Genomic DNA, 14,486 nt, shown 5'->3' with positions numbered 1-14,486 from the left:
TCCGTTATCTAATGCGGGCCAAGAGATCGTTTCCAGGAGAGGTTGAGCATGGTTGGCAGGAACATTCTGATCGTCGACGACGAGGCGCCCATTCGCGAAATGATCGCCGTGGCGCTGGAAATGGCCGGCTACGACTGCCTGGAAGCCGACAGCGCGCAACAGGCCCATGCGATCATCGTCGACCGCAAGCCGGACCTGATCCTGCTCGACTGGATGCTGCCCGGCACCTCGGGGATCGAGCTGGCACGGCGACTCAAGCGCGACGAGCTGACCGGCGACATCCCGATCATCATGCTCACCGCCAAGGGCGAGGAAGACAACAAGATCCAGGGCCTCGAAGTCGGTGCCGACGACTACATCACCAAGCCGTTCTCGCCCCGCGAGCTGGTGGCGCGCCTGAAAGCGGTGCTGCGCCGGACTGGGCCCAGCGACAGCGAGGCGCCCATCGAAGTCGGGGGCCTGCTGCTCGACCCGATCAGCCACCGCGTGACCATCGACGGCCGTCCTGCCGAGATGGGTCCGACCGAATACCGCCTGCTGCAGTTCTTCATGACGCACCAGGAGCGTGCCTACACCCGAGGTCAGCTGCTCGATCAGGTCTGGGGCGGCAACGTCTACGTCGAGGAGCGTACGGTCGACGTGCACATCCGACGCCTGCGCAAGGCCTTGGGCGAAGCCTACGAAAACCTGGTGCAGACCGTGCGCGGCACGGGGTATCGTTTTTCCACCAAGTGCTAGGCTGAACGCCTCCTCAGCGGTGCCGCAGCACCCTCCCCATGCTCCGAAGGACCGGCAATTGAACCAGAATTGCTACACCATCCTCAGTCGCCACCTGATCCTGCTGGTCTCGCTGTGCCTGCTCGCCGGCCTGGTCAGTGGCCATTACGGCTGGAGCCTGGCCATCGGCCTGGCGCTCTACCTGGCCTGGACCCTCAAGCAGCTGTTGCGCCTGCACGACTGGCTGCGCAACCACCAGCCCGATGAAGCGCCACCCGATGGCTATGGCCTGTGGGGCGAGGTGTTCGACAGCATCTACCACCTGCAACGCCGCGACCAGCGCGTTCGCGGTCGCCTGCAAGCGGTCATCGACCGGGTCCAGGAGTCGACCGCAGCCCTGCGCGATGCAGTGATCATGCTCGACAGCGAAGGCAACCTGGAGTGGTGGAACCGCGCCGCCGAAACCCTGCTCGGCCTGAAGACGCCCCAGGACGGCGGGCAACCGGTGACCAACCTGGTGCGCCACCCACGGTTCAAGGAGTACTTCGAGCAGGAGAACCACCTCGAACCGCTGGAGATCCCCTCGCCGGTGAACGATCACCTACGCGTCCAGCTGCACATCACGCGCTATGGCAACAACGAGCACCTGATGCTAGTGCGCGACGTGACCCGCATCCACCAGCTCGAACAGATGCGCAAGGATTTCGTCGCCAACGTGTCCCACGAGCTGCGCACGCCCCTGACCGTCATCACCGGCTATGTGGAAACCTTGCTGGACAACGTGGACGGCATCAATCCGCGCTGGGCCCGTGCCTTGCAGCAGATGCACCAGCAGAGCGAGCGCATGCAGACCCTGCTCAACGACCTGCTGCTGTTGGCCAAGCTCGAAGCCACCGATTACCCGTCCGAGAGCCAGCCGGTCAGCATCGAGCCCTTGCTGCGCTCGATCCAGGGCGATGCCACGGCCCTGTCCGGGCAACGTGGCCAACAGATCTCACTCGAGGCCGAGTCGGGGGTGCGCCTGAAAGGCAGTGAGGCCGAACTGCGCAGCGCGTTCTCGAACCTGATCTTCAATGCCGTCAAGTACACGCGCGACGGTGGGCAGATTCGCATCCGCTGGTGGAGCGATGCCCACGGTGCGCACCTGAGCGTGCAGGACACCGGCATCGGGATCGACGCCAAGCACGTGCCACGCTTGACCGAGCGGTTCTACCGGGTCGATTCGAGCCGTGCGTCGAACACCGGCGGCACGGGCCTGGGCCTGGCCATCGTCAAGCACGTGCTGCTGCGTCACCGTGGGCGCCTGGAGATCACCAGCGTACTGGGGCATGGCAGCACGTTCACTTGCCATTTCCCGCTGAACCAGGTGGTTTCAGCGACGTCTGTGTGAGGGCAGCCCTTTGCATTTGGGCGTCCAGCCGCTACATTGGCTGTCTTGCGGTGGCCTGCGCCACCGGTTGCCCTTTCTTTCCCTGACACGACGGACCCCGTAAAACCCCATCATGGACCCTTCCCCTGGTATCAGCTTCACCTCCCTGTTCGCCGATTTCGGCATGATCCTTTTCGCACTGTTCCTGGTCTTGCTCAACGGCTTCTTCGTCGCCGCCGAGTTCGCCATGGTCAAGCTGCGCGCCACGCGCGTGGAGTCGATCGCCGAACAGCACGGCTGGCGCGGCAACATCCTGCGCAAGGTTCATCACCAGCTCGACGCTTACCTGTCGGCCTGCCAGCTGGGCATCACCCTGGCGTCCCTGGGCCTTGGCTGGGTCGGCGAGCCGGCGTTCGCGCACCTGCTCGAACCGCTGCTGGCCGCTGCCGGCGTGGACACGCCGGAACTGATCAAGGCCGTCTCGTTCTTCGTCGCCTTCTTCGTGATTTCCTATCTGCACATCGTGGTCGGCGAGCTGGCGCCCAAGTCCTGGGCCATCCGCAAACCCGAGCTGCTGTCGCTGTGGACGGCCGTGCCGCTGTACCTGTTCTACTGGCTGATGTACCCGGCCATCTACCTGCTCAACGCCAGCGCCAACGGCATCCTGCGCATCGCCGGCCAGGGCGAACCCGGGCCACACCACGAGCATCACTACAGCCGTGAAGAACTCAAGCTGATCCTGCACTCCAGCCGAGGCCACGACCCCAGCGACCAGGGCATGCGCGTGCTGGCCTCGGCCGTGGAGATGGGCGAGCTGGAAGTGGTCGACTGGGCCAACTCCCGCGAAGACATGATCAGCCTCGACGCCAAGGCGCCGCTCAAGGAAATCCTGTCGATGTTCCGCCGGCACAAGTTCAGCCGCTACCCGGTCTACGATGCCGAGAAAGGCGAGTACACCGGCCTGCTGCACATCAAGGACCTGCTGCTCGAACTGGCCGATCTGGCGCATCTGCCGGAGACCATCGACCTGGAAGACCTGGCACGCCCCCTGGAGCGGGTCTCGCGGCACATGCCGCTGTCGCAGCTGCTCGAACAGTTCCGCAAGGGCGGCGCGCACTTCGTGCTGGTCGAGGAAGCCGATAGCAAGGTCGTTGGCTACCTGACCATGGAAGATGTGCTCGAAGTGCTGGTCGGCGACATCCAGGACGAACACCGCAAGGCCGAGCGCGGCATCCTCGCCTACCAGCCCGGCAAGCTGCTGGTGCGGGGTGATACGCCGCTGTTCAAGGTCGAGCGCCTGCTGGGCGTGGACCTGGACCACATCGAGGCCGAGACCCTGGCAGGCCTGGTCTACGAGACGCTCAAGCGCGTGCCGGAAGAAGAAGAGGTTCTGGAGGTCGAAGGTCTGCGCATCATCATCAAGAAGATGAAAGGGCCGAAGATCGTGCTGGCGAAGGTGGTCCTGCTGGACTGATCGCAGGTCCCGCCGTGCCCTCGTTCTGGGGGCGCGAGACGGGGCTGGTTGGTGTGGCTGCCGGGGTCGCACGGTCCGGACTGCATGGCTGCCCTGACGGGTCGACGCACGCCCTTTGCGAGAGCGGGCTCGACCGTGATGCGGGCGGTGACGAACCGGACGCTATCGCGGGCAAGCCCGCTCCCACAGGATGCTGACAGCTTGCTTGCTCGCCAGGCTGCAGGATCCAACTGGAATTCTTGATTCCCCAGCAGGCTGCATGGATCTGGGTGGGAGCCTTGCTTACCCGGCAGGCTGCATAGATCTAGATGGGAGTCCGCCCGCCGCCTTGGCGCCACGCTGTCGCGCAGAGAACATGGCGATAGCTGGTAGGATCCGGAGCTTTACTGCTGATCGATTTAGGGCCGCCTTGCGGCCCATCGCGGCCGGTCCGGCGCCCCGGCTGGGGCCGCCCCTACACCCGTAGCCCCATCTCGGGGTTGCAGGCTATCGCGGTCACCTGTGGGAGCGGCCCCAGTGCCGCGATTGGGCCCACAAAACCCTAAAAATTATTTCCTTTGCAATCAACAAGCTATTTTTTGTTCTATAGGAGCAGGCGCCCCAGCGATAGGGCCCGACCAGGCGCCCCCTGCATCGCGGGCAGGCCTGCTCCACAGAAGACCGTGACAGCCGATGTGCCCTGCAGCGCTCGCCGACTCAGGCCCCTGGTGTGAAGTGTTTCTGCGCTGTCCCGCGCGCGATCAACCGCGACAGGTAGTCGAGCTTCTGGGCATCCTGGTCGACGAACTTGAAGGTCAATTGCAGCCAATCGCTCTCGGGGCGGGGTTCCAGCGCGGCCACGGCATGCAGGTAGCCGTTGAGCCGCGCGGTTTCGGCCTGCTCGCCCTGCTCCAGGTCGAGCACCGCGCTTTCGAGCACCTGGGGCAACACCTCGCCACGCCGCACCACCAGCAACGCCTCTTTCAAACTCAGGGCCTTGATCACGCAAGGCTGTGCGCCACTGGCCAGGCGCAACTGGCCCTGCCCACGACCTGGCCCAGGCGACGACACAGCAGCAGGCGCCGCCGTGGGCGCGCGCTGCAAAGCGGCCGGCGCGGGTGCCGGTGCGCTGGCTGCAGCCGGACGCGGCGCCTCGCTGCGGCCAGACGTCAACGCGGCCAGCGAGTCATTGCCGGTGGAGGCCGGACGCGCGGGCGCGCTGGCGACCAGATCGGCCAGCCGGCCGATCTTCGCCATGGCCTTCTTGACCTTGCTCGACAGCTGCTCGTTGGTGAAGGGCTTGCCGACGAAATCCGACACCCCGGCCTGGATGGCCTGGATGACGTTCTCCTTGTCACCCCGGCTGGTCACCATGATGAACGGCATGCTCGCCATGCTGGGCTGCTGACGGCACCAGGCCAGCAACTCCAGACCGGACATCTCGGGCATCTCCCAGTCGCACAGGACCAGGTCGAAACGCTCGCGGGTGAGCAGCACCTGGGCCTTGCGCCCATTGACCGCATCCTCGACCGCGACGCCTGCGAAGGTATTGCGCAGGCACTTTCTCACCAGGTCGCGAATGAACGGGGCATCGTCCACGACCAGCACTTTGACTTTACTCATCGCCACTCCTTTCGACTCCTGGCTAGCATACCGCCGACTGATGGCCATGTGCCAAAGTCGAACGCGGTACGAGTCCCACCTGCCGTGCACGGCGTGAGGGTGTCCAGGGTCGGCCAGACGCACGAAGGCCACCGATGCATCCGGTGCGATGCCTGGGTGGCCGTGCGCGAGGCAATTACCTTGAACGAGCGGCGTGGCCTGCAGGCACACGCCCGTGCTCGGGACAGACCTTAGTTATCGTCCGCTGGCGCCGGAACATTAGCCGCGTCGGCGTCGCGGCCCTGCACTTGCGCCTGCATGTGCTTGAGGCCCATGTGCCGCACGTCGGTGCCGCGCACCAGGTAGATCACCAGTTCGGCGATGTTGCGCGCGTGGTCGCCAATCCGCTCCAGCGAACGCAGCGCCCAGATCACGCTCAGCACGCGCGAGATCGAGCGCGGGTCTTCCATCATGTAGGTCACCAGCTCGCGCAGCGCGGTCTTGTACTCGCGGTCGATGGTCTTGTCGTACTGGGCGACGGACAAGGCCAGGTCGGCATCGAAGCGGGCGAAGGCATCCAGCGCGTCGCGGACCATGTTGCGCACCTGATCGCCGATGTGACGCACCTCCACGTAGCCCCGTGGCGACTCGCCCTCCTCACACAGCTGGATGGCCCGACGTGCGATCTTGGTCGACTCGTCACCGATGCGCTCCAGGTCGATCACCGACTTGGAGATGCTGATGATCAGGCGCAGGTCGGAGGCCGCTGGCTGGCGGCGCGCCAGAATGCGCACGCACTCCTCGTCGATGTTGCGCTCCATCTGGTTGATCTGGCCATCGACCTCGCGCACTTGCTGGGCCAGGCCGGAGTCGGCGTCGATCAGCGCGGTCACCGCGTCGTTGACCTGCTTCTCGACCAGGCCGCCCATGGCCAGCAGGTGACTGCGCACTTCTTCGAGTTCGGCGTTGAACTGCTGGGAAATGTGATGGGTGAGGCTTTCTTTGTTGATCATGGTTCGCTCCGCCGGGAGGCTGCCAGCGGCAAGCCGCGAGCCTCAAGCTTCAAGGGTGTGCGTGGGTGCCGTACGTGCTGCGTCAGGTGTGAGTGGCAAGCTGCAGGTTTCTAGCTTCCAGCTTGCCCCCCTTCCCCACTAGCCATAACGCCCCGTGATGTAGTCTTCGGTCTGCTTCTTGGCCGGGTTGGTGAACAGCGTGTCGGTGTCGCCGAACTCTACCAGCTTGCCCATGTACATGAACGCGGTGTAGTCGGAGACGCGCGCGGCCTGCTGCATGTTGTGGGTGACGATGACGATGGTGTACTTGGACTTGAGCTCGTAGATCAGCTCCTCGACCTTGAGCGTGGAGATCGGGTCCAGCGCCGAGCAGGGTTCGTCGAGCAGCAGGACTTCCGGCTCCACGGCGATGGTACGGGCGATGACCAGACGCTGCTGCTGACCACCGGACAGGCCCAGGGCCGAGTCGTGCAGGCGGTCCTTGACCTCGTCCCACAGCGCCGCGCCCTTGAGCGCCCACTCGACGGCTTCGTCGAGGGTACGCTTCTTGTTGATGCCCTGGATGCGCAGGCCGTAGACCACGTTCTCATAGATGGTCTTGGGGAACGGGTTGGGCTTCTGGAAGACCATGCCCACCCGGCGGCGCAGCTCGGCGACGTCCTCGCCCTTGCGATAGATGTTGTTGCCGTACAGGTTGATCGCGCCCTCGACCCGGCAACCGTCGACCAGGTCGTTCATGCGGTTGAAGGTGCGCAGCAGGGTCGACTTGCCGCAGCCGGACGGGCCGATGAAGGCCGTCACACGCTGCTTGGGAATGTTCATCGCGACATCGAACAGGGCCTGCTTGTCCCCGTAGAACAGGCTCAGGCCCGGGACCTCGATGGCCACCGTCTCGTCGGCCAGGCGCAGGCCTTGCTTGTCGCGGCCCAGCGCACTCATGTCGATGCCGCGGGAATGCGTGTCGTGTTGCATGTGTTTACTCCATCTGTCGCTGCACGCTTCGCGCTGCGAGCTTCACGTTGGGGCAGAAGCGGCTACAGCCCGCCGCTTGTGACGTGTGACTTGTGGCTCGACGCTTCAGCTATCGAGTGCCTTGTACTTTTCACGCAGGTGGTTGCGAATCCAGACCGCCGACAGGTTCAAGGTGGCGATCACCAGCACCAGCAGCAGGGCGGTGGCGTAGACCAGCGGTCGCGCCGCCTCGACGTTAGGGCTCTGGAAGCCGACGTCGTAGATGTGGAAGCCCAGGTGCATGATCTTCTGGTCCAGGTGCAGGTACGGGTAGTTGCCATCGAGTGGCAACGACGGTGCCAGTTTCACCACACCCACCAGCATCAGTGGTGCCACTTCGCCTGCCGCACGGGCCACGGCGAGGATCATGCCGGTCATCATGGCCGGGCTGGCCATGGGCAGGACGATCTTCCACAGCGTTTCGGCCTTGGTCGCGCCTAGCGCCAGGGAGCCTTCACGGACCGTGCGCGGAATACGCGCCAGGCCTTCCTCGGTGGCCACGATCACCACCGGCACGGCCAGCAGTGCCAGGGTCAGCGACGCCCAGAGCAATCCTGGCGTACCGAGGGTCGGTGCCGGCAGGGCTTCGGGGAAGAACAGCCGGTCGATGGAGCCGCCCAGCACGTAGACGAAGAAGCCCAGGCCGAACACGCCATAGACGATCGCCGGTACACCGGCCAGGTTGTTCACGGCGATGCGGATCAGGCGTGTGACCGGGCCCTGGCGAGCGTACTCGCGCAGGTAGACGGCCGCCAGGACGCCGAACGGCGTCACGATCACCGCCATGATCAGGGTCATCATCACGGTGCCGAAGATGGCCGGGAAGATCCCGCCCTCGGTGTTGGCCTCGCGCGGGTCGTCGCTGAGGAATTCCCAGACCTTGCTGAAATAGGTGCTCAGCTTGGTCAGCGTGGACATGCCGTTGGGCTGGTAGGCATGCACCACCTTGCTCAGGTTGATCTCCACCTCGCGGCCATTGCCATCGCGAGCCACCAGGGCATCGCGGGCGAAGTCCCGGTGCAGAGCGCCGAGTCGTTCCTCGATCGCCTGGTAGCGGCTGTTGAGTTCGGCGCGCTCGGCGTCCATGTCGGCCTGGGCGGCGGCATCGAGCTTGCCATCGAGCTCCAGCTTGCGGCCGTGAAGACGCAGGCGCTCCAGGCCGTGGTTGATGGCGCCGATGTCGGACTTCTCGAGGCTCTGCAGCTCGTCGGCCAACTGGCTGGCCCGCTTGAGCCGGGTCTGCAGCTCGGCCCAGGCGGCCGACCCTTCGGCGACCACGCGACCGTCTTCCTTGACGCTGACCAGGTAGCCGTAGAAGTTGCCCCACTCGCGCCGCTCCAGGGCCATGAGGTCGGCAGGCTTCTGCAGGTCCACCAGCCATTCGCCGACGACCCAGCTGAAATCGTTGCCGTTGAGGTCGCGGTTGCCGATCTTGATCAGCTCGCGGGTCATGAATTCCGGGCCTTCGTCCGGGACCGGCAAGCCTGCGCCCTTGAGTCGGGCACGGGGGACTTCTTCGGCCTGTACCACCTCGCCGATCACCACGTGGTCAGCCTGGCCAGGCACCTTGTAGGTGGCCTGGACGATGTCGGCAGGCCAGAAGTGGCCCAGGCCACGCACGGCGATCACGGCTAGCAGGCCCACGGTCATGATCACCGCGATGGCGACGGCGCCACCGCTGATCCAGACGCCGGGAGCGCCGCTCTTGAACCAGCCCTTGAGGGAATCCTTTTTCACGGATCTCTACCTTTCTATCAAAGCGACGAGTATTTCTTGCGCAGACGCTGGCGAATCAGCTCGGCCAAGGTGTTCATCACGAAGGTGAACATCAGCAGCACCAGCGCGGCGAGGAACAGCACGCGGTAGTGACTGCCGCCGACTTCCGACTCGGGCATCTCCACCGCGACGTTGGCGGCCAGGGTGCGCATGCCTTCGAACAGGTTCATCTCCATCACCGGCGTGTTGCCGGTGGCCATCAGCACGATCATGGTTTCCCCGACCGCCCGGCCCATGCCGATCATCAGCGCCGAGAAGATGCCCGGGCTGGCGGTCAGGATGACCACGCGGGTCAAGGTCTGCCACGGCGTGGCACCCAGCGCCAGCGAGCCCAGGGTGAGGCTGCGCGGTACGCTGAACACGGCGTCCTCGGCGATCGAGTAGATGTTCGGGATGACCGCGAAGCCCATGGCGATGCCGACCACCAGAGCGTTGCGCTGGTCGTAGGTGATCCCCAGGTCGTTGGTGATCCACAGGCGCATGTCGCCGCCGAAGAACCAGGTCTCGAGGAACGGGCTCATGGACAGCGCCAGCCAGCCGGTGAAGAGGATCACCGGGATCAGGATCGCCGCTTCCCAGCCATCTGGGACACGCAGGCGCAACGACTCCGGCAGGCGACTCCAGATGAAACCGGCCAGCAGGATGCCGACCGGCAGCATCAGGAACAGGCTGAACACCCCTGGCAGATGACCCTCGAGGTAGGGCGCCAGGAACAGGCCGGCGAAGAAGCCCAGGATCACCGTCGGCATCGCTTCCATTAGTTCGATCACCGGCTTGACCTTGCGGCGCATGCCCGGCGCCATGAAGTAGGCGGTGTAGATGGCGGCGGCGATGGCCAGCGGTGCTGCCAGGATCATCGCGTAGAAGGCGGCCTTCAGGGTGCCGAAGGTGAGCGGCGACAGGCTGAGCTTGGGCTCGAAGTCGGTGTTGGACGCAGTCGACTGCCAGACGTACTTGGGTTCGTCGTAGTTCTCGTACCAAACCTTGCCCCACAGCGCGCTCATCGACACTTCAGGGTGCGGGTTGCGCAGGCTCAGGGGCAGCAGCTGGCCGCCCTCTTCGATCAGGATGCGGTTGGCCCGTGGCGAGAGCGCCAGGATGCCTGCACCGTCGGCCACCGGCTCGACCAGCAGGGTGCGGTGGGCGGTGCTGTGGAAGACGCCGAGCTGGCCGGCGCTGTCGAGGGCGATGAAGCCCTTGCGGCGCTCTTCGGCATCGATCTGCACGACCGGTGCGCTGCCCATCTGGAAGGTGCGGATCTGCTTGAAGCGCTGTTCGCCGTCCGGGTCGCGGGCCATGAACCACTGGGCCAGGCCACCTTTGGAGTCGCCGAGAATCAGCGAGATGCCGCCGACCAGCTGGGTGCTGGCCGTGATTTCGGCAGTGCCGTCCTCGAGCAGCTTGTAGCGACCGTTGAGGCTCTTGTCACGCAGGCTGAAGACGTCGGCGTTGGCCCGGCCGTTGATCACGTACAGCCACTGCTGACGCGGGTCGACGTACAGCGCCTTGACCGCCTCGGTCATCTGCGGCAGATCGATACGGTCCTGTTCGGTGCTGACCTCGCCGGTCATCATGTTCTCTTCGCGGGTCAGCGACAGCACCTGCAGGTGCGCACCGGTGGAGCCGGCCAGCACCAGGGTCTCGCCGTTCACGTTCAGGCTCACGTGGTCCAGGGCGCGGCCTTGCTCGTCCAGGGTGAACGGCGTCTCGCCATAGGGGTAGCCGACCAGCGAGTCGATGGTCTTCTTGTTGTCGGGGTAAGTGATCTTGTAGCTGTGGTTGAACACCAGCGCCTGGCCGTTGGACAGGCCGAGCACCACCAGCGGACTACCCGGCTGGTCGGCACCGATGGAGGTGACCTGGGTACCGGCCGGCAGGGGCAGGTCCACGCGCTTGAGCGCCTCGCCGGTCTTGGTGTCGAAGAACAGCACCTGGCCCTTGTCGGAAACGCGCATCCCCACCAGGTTCTGCTCTTCGAGGGCGATCATCAGCGGCTTGCCGGCATCCTGCTGCAGCCAGGTGGGCGTCAGGGCCTTCTTGCTGGTCAGCTCGGCGCCCTGGAACAGGGGCAGCACCACGTAGGCCAGGTAGAAGAAGATCAAGGTGATGGCCGCCAGTACGGCAAGCCCGCCGACCAGCACGTACCAGCGCGTGAAGCGGTCCTTGAGGGCGCGCAGACGGCGCTTGCGTTGCAGCTCGGGCGTATTGAAATCAATCCGCACAGGAGGAGAATTTTGGGTCATGGTGGAGTTGGCCAGATCATTCATGCGCACACCCTAGCGGTCCCGTATGACAAAAACATGACAGCGCGTTGACGCAAGAAAGCCCGCCGCGCAGGGAGCCTGGCGTCGGACTGGAAAGTCATGGAAGAGGCCGGCTGCCGGCCTCTTCCCCATCAGATCATTGCTTGGCGACGTTGCCGGCGTGGGACAGGCCCAGGTCGGCCAAGGTCTTGTCGACCACCTTGGACGGCAGCGGGATGTAGCCGTCCTTGACCACGACCTGCTGGCCAGCCTGCGACAGCACCAGCTTGACGAACTCGGCCTCCAGCGGTGCCAGTGGCTTGTTCGGGGCCTTGTTGACGTAGACGTAGAGGAAGCGCGACAGCGGGTACTTGCCGTTCAGGGCGTTGGTCTCGTTGTCTTCGATGAACTCGCCACCTTCCTTCTTGGCCAGGGGCACGGTCTTGACGCTGGCGGTCTTGTAACCGATGCCCGAATAGCCGATGCCGTTCAGCGAACTGCTGATCGACTGCACCACCGAGGCCGAACCCGGCTGTTCGTTGACGTTGGGCTTGAAGTCGCCTTTGCACAGGGCTTCTTCCTTGAAGTAGCCATAGGTGCCGGACACCGAGTTGCGGCCGAACAGCTGCACTGGCTTGTTGGCCAGGTCGCCGGTCACGCCCAGATCACCCCAGGTCTTGACGTCGCTCTTGGCGCCGCACAGGCGGGTGGACGAGAAGATCGCGTCGACCTGCGCCATGGTCAGGCCTTTGATTGGGTTGTCCTTGTGCACGAACACGGCCAGGGCGTCGACGGCCACCGGGATGGCGGTGGGCTTGTAACCGTACTTCTGCTCGAACGCCTGCAGCTCGACGTCCTTCATCTTGCGGCTCATCGGGCCGAGGTTGGCGGTGCCTTCGGTCAGCGCGGGTGGCGCGGTGGAGGAGCCTGCGGCCTGGATCTGGATGTTGACGTTCGGGTATTCCTTCTTGTAGGCCTCAGCCCACAGGGTCATCAAGTTCGCGAGGGTGTCGGAACCGACGCTGGAGAGGTTGCCCGATACACCGGTGGTCTTGGTGTAGGTCGGGATCGCAGGATCGACAGCGGCAACCGCGTTGGCAGTGGCGACGCCAGCGGCAGCGAATGTCAGGGCCGCCATCAAACGCTTCAGTTTCATGCCTTGCTCCTAGCAGGAATAAGTGGGGTGCTGGATGGATCGGGCCCAAGTATCTGCAGGCCGCGTGAAGACTCTATGACCACAATGTGACAATTGGATGAAAGGCCAGCATGGCGAGCGCGAAAGGCTCGCCGGTGGGGTGCGAGGCCCTCGTGGGCCTCGCGTGGAGCATCGGCTCAGCGCTGGCGGCGCATCAGGTAGAGCCCGATCGACAGGCCCAGGCCGCACAGGCCCGCCACGTAGTACGCGGGCGCCATCGGGCTGAACTTGAGCAGCGCGGTGACCGCCATCGGCGTCAGGCCGCCGAAGAGGGCGTAGGCCACGTTGTAGGAGAACGACAGGCCCGTGAAGCGCACCACCGCCGGGAACGCCTTGACCATGACGAAGGGCACCGCGCCGATCGTGCCGACGCACAGGCCGGTCACGGCGTACAGCCCGAACAGCCATTCCGGTCGCGCGGCCAGGGCATGATAGAAGGTCCAGGAACTGGCCAACAGCAGCAGGCTGCCGATGACCAGCACGCGCCCGGCGCCGAAGCGGTCGCACAGCCAGCCGGTGCCGATGCAACCCACGCTGAGCAAGACGATGGCCAGGCTGTTGGCCTTGAGCGCATCGGTGGGGCTGACGTGATAGAACGTCTGCAGCAGCGCCGGCGTCATCAGGATCACCACCACGATGCCGGCCGACAGCAGCCAGGTCAGCAGCATCGACAGCACGACCGCCGCACGGTGGTCACGCAGCACGGTGCGCAACGGCAGCTCGGCGGCCAGCGCCTTGCGTGTCTGCATTTCGGCGAACACCGGGGTTTCGTGCAGCCAGCGGCGCAGGTAGACCGAGAACAGGCCGAACACACCGCCCAGCAGGAACGGAATACGCCAGGCATAGTCGGCGACCTGGACCGGGGTGTAGAGGCTGTTGATCAGGGTCGCCACCAGCGAGCCGAGCAGGATGCCGGCGGTCAGGCCGGCGGTCAGGGTGCCGCAGGCGTAGCCGGTATTGCGTGCCGGCACGTGCTCGGAGACGAACACCCAGGCGCCGGGGACTTCGCCCCCGATGGCCGCCCCTTGCACCACGCGCATCAGCAGTAACAGGACCGGTGCCAGCAGGCCGATCTGCGCATAGGTGGGCAGTAGGCCCATCACCAGCGTCGGCAAGGCCATCATCAGGATGCTCAGGGTGAACATCTTCTTGCGCCCGAGCAGGTCGCCAAAGTGCGCCATGACGATGCCGCCCAGGGGCCGGGCCAGGTACCCGGCGGCGAAGATGCCGAAGGTCTGCATCAGGCGCAGCCACTCGGGCATGTCCGGGGGGAAGAACAGCTTGCCGACCACCGTGGCGAAGAACACGAAGATGATGAAGTCGTAGAACTCCAGGGCGCCGCCCAGGGCCGACAGTGACAGGGTCTTGTAGTCGCTGCGGGTGAGCGGGCGTGGAGGGTGTTCGGTACTGCCTGGCACGGAAGTCATTGTCGTTCTCGGTCGAGGTCATGCACGCCGCGCGTTCCGCGGCTCCTGGCGGGTCGGTCACCATAGCAAACGGGCTGCAGGCTGCAAGCTGCTTGAGGCTTGTCGCTTGCAGCTCGCCCCCAAACCTGCAAATCAGCGTAGAGTAAGCGCTTTGGCTGAACCGTTTCCCACCGTGCCCGTCCAAGCGCCACCTAACCAAGCGTCACGGGTCAGAGGCCCCTCGCATGATTGAGCTCGAACAAGAAGATCCTATCCCGCAAGGCGACCTGGCTTTGCAGATCACCGCGCTGCCGCGCGAAACCAACGGCTTCGGCGACATCTTCGGCGGTTGGCTGGTCGCCCAGATGGACCTGGCAGGCACGGCGATGGCCAGCCGGGTCGCCGGTGGCCGGGTCGCCACGGTGGCGATCGATCGGATGGCGTTCCTGGTACCGGTCGCCGTGGGCGCGCAGCTGTCGTTCTATACCCAGACCCAGGACATCGGGCGCAGCTCGATTCGCATGATGGTCGAAGTGTGGAGCGACGATCCGTTGTCCAGCGAATGGCGCAAGGTGACCGAAGCAGTCTTCGTCTTCGTCGCCATCGATGGCAGCGGCCGCACACGCTCCGTTCCGCGTCGCTAGGCACCGCGTCGCCCGGCCACCCTGCCCGGCGCCCTGCTTGGCATCACTCAATGAGGC

At 65.0% G+C, this 14,486-nt stretch carries 11 protein-coding genes; 4 read left to right on the top strand and 7 right to left on the bottom strand.

Features of this window, described 5'->3' with window-relative positions; all coding sequences use genetic code 11:
* Window positions 1-48: 48 nt before the first annotated feature.
* The 3 genes from APT63_00240 to APT63_00230 all read left to right on the top strand — a co-directional run bounded on the left by APT63_00240 (window position 49) and on the right by APT63_00230 (window position 3,560).
* On the top strand, window positions 49-738 hold the full coding sequence (locus APT63_00240; GenBank protein ID AMA44157.1) for a two-component system response regulator: 690 nt from the start codon (window positions 49-51) through the stop codon (window positions 736-738).
* A gap of 58 nt (window positions 739-796) precedes the next feature.
* Window positions 797-2,107, top strand: coding sequence for a PAS domain-containing sensor histidine kinase (locus APT63_00235; GenBank protein AMA44156.1), 1,311 nt, complete (start codon window positions 797-799; stop codon window positions 2,105-2,107).
* 112 nt (window positions 2,108-2,219) lie between these two features.
* Window positions 2,220-3,560: a hypothetical protein gene (locus APT63_00230; GenBank protein ID AMA44155.1), complete on the top strand. Its 1,341-nt coding sequence runs from the start codon at window positions 2,220-2,222 to the stop codon at window positions 3,558-3,560.
* A 696-nt stretch (window positions 3,561-4,256) separates the two neighbouring features.
* On the opposite strand, the gene APT63_00225 is transcribed toward APT63_00230, so the two are convergent.
* From APT63_00225 to APT63_00195, 7 genes are all read right to left on the bottom strand, one after another.
* On the bottom strand, window positions 4,257-5,162 hold the full coding sequence (locus APT63_00225; GenBank protein AMA44154.1) for a two-component system response regulator: 906 nt from the start codon (window positions 5,160-5,162) through the stop codon (window positions 4,257-4,259).
* Window positions 5,163-5,392: 230 nt separating this feature from the next.
* Window positions 5,393-6,154, bottom strand: coding sequence for a transcriptional regulator PhoU (locus APT63_00220; GenBank protein ID AMA44153.1), 762 nt, complete (start codon window positions 6,152-6,154; stop codon window positions 5,393-5,395).
* 138 nt (window positions 6,155-6,292) lie between these two features.
* On the bottom strand, window positions 6,293-7,126 hold the full coding sequence (locus tag APT63_00215; protein ID AMA44152.1) for a phosphate ABC transporter ATP-binding protein: 834 nt from the start codon (window positions 7,124-7,126) through the stop codon (window positions 6,293-6,295).
* A 105-nt stretch (window positions 7,127-7,231) separates the two neighbouring features.
* Window positions 7,232-8,902 carry a phosphate ABC transporter permease gene (locus APT63_00210; protein AMA44151.1) on the bottom strand — a complete coding sequence of 557 codons (1,671 nt, stop codon included), beginning with the start codon at window positions 8,900-8,902 and terminating at the stop codon, window positions 7,232-7,234.
* 17 nt (window positions 8,903-8,919) lie between these two features.
* A complete protein-coding gene (locus APT63_00205) occupies window positions 8,920-11,208 on the bottom strand; it encodes a phosphate ABC transporter permease (protein ID AMA44150.1) in 2,289 nt (762 codons plus the stop codon).
* Window positions 11,209-11,341: 133 nt separating this feature from the next.
* Window positions 11,342-12,340: a phosphate-binding protein gene (locus APT63_00200; GenBank protein ID AMA44149.1), complete on the bottom strand. Its 999-nt coding sequence runs from the start codon at window positions 12,338-12,340 to the stop codon at window positions 11,342-11,344.
* Between the two features lie 176 nt (window positions 12,341-12,516).
* Entirely contained in the window at window positions 12,517-13,806 is a 1,290-nt protein-coding gene (locus APT63_00195; GenBank protein ID AMA44148.1) for an MFS transporter, read from the bottom strand.
* A 224-nt stretch (window positions 13,807-14,030) separates the two neighbouring features.
* On the opposite strand from APT63_00195, the gene APT63_00190 reads away from it, so the two are divergent.
* Window positions 14,031-14,429: an acyl-CoA thioesterase gene (locus APT63_00190; GenBank protein AMA44147.1), complete on the top strand. Its 399-nt coding sequence runs from the start codon at window positions 14,031-14,033 to the stop codon at window positions 14,427-14,429.
* Window positions 14,430-14,486: the final 57 nt, after the last annotated feature.

This window comes from Pseudomonas monteilii (assembly GCA_001534745.1).
Classification (GTDB): Bacteria; Pseudomonadota; Gammaproteobacteria; order Pseudomonadales; family Pseudomonadaceae; genus Aquipseudomonas; species Aquipseudomonas alabamensis.
Note: the sequence above shows the minus strand (reverse complement) of the source record. Positions and strands in the feature narration are given on the sequence as shown.

Coding starts and splice junctions, on each gene's coding strand:
- APT63_00240 (AMA44157.1), top strand. CDS start 49: ATGGTTGGCAGGAACATTCTGATCGTCGACGACGAGGCGCCCATTCGC.
- APT63_00230 (AMA44155.1), top strand. CDS start 2,220: ATGGACCCTTCCCCTGGTATCAGCTTCACCTCCCTGTTCGCCGATTTC.
- APT63_00225 (AMA44154.1), bottom strand. CDS start 5,162: ATGAGTAAAGTCAAAGTGCTGGTCGTGGACGATGCCCCGTTCATTCGC.
- APT63_00220 (AMA44153.1), bottom strand. CDS start 6,154: ATGATCAACAAAGAAAGCCTCACCCATCACATTTCCCAGCAGTTCAAC.
- APT63_00215 (AMA44152.1), bottom strand. CDS start 7,126: ATGCAACACGACACGCATTCCCGCGGCATCGACATGAGTGCGCTGGGC.
- APT63_00205 (AMA44150.1), bottom strand. CDS start 11,208: ATGAATGATCTGGCCAACTCCACCATGACCCAAAATTCTCCTCCTGTG.
- APT63_00200 (AMA44149.1), bottom strand. CDS start 12,340: ATGAAACTGAAGCGTTTGATGGCGGCCCTGACATTCGCTGCCGCTGGC.
- APT63_00195 (AMA44148.1), bottom strand. CDS start 13,806: ATGACTTCCGTGCCAGGCAGTACCGAACACCCTCCACGCCCGCTCACC.
- APT63_00190 (AMA44147.1), top strand. CDS start 14,031: ATGATTGAGCTCGAACAAGAAGATCCTATCCCGCAAGGCGACCTGGCT.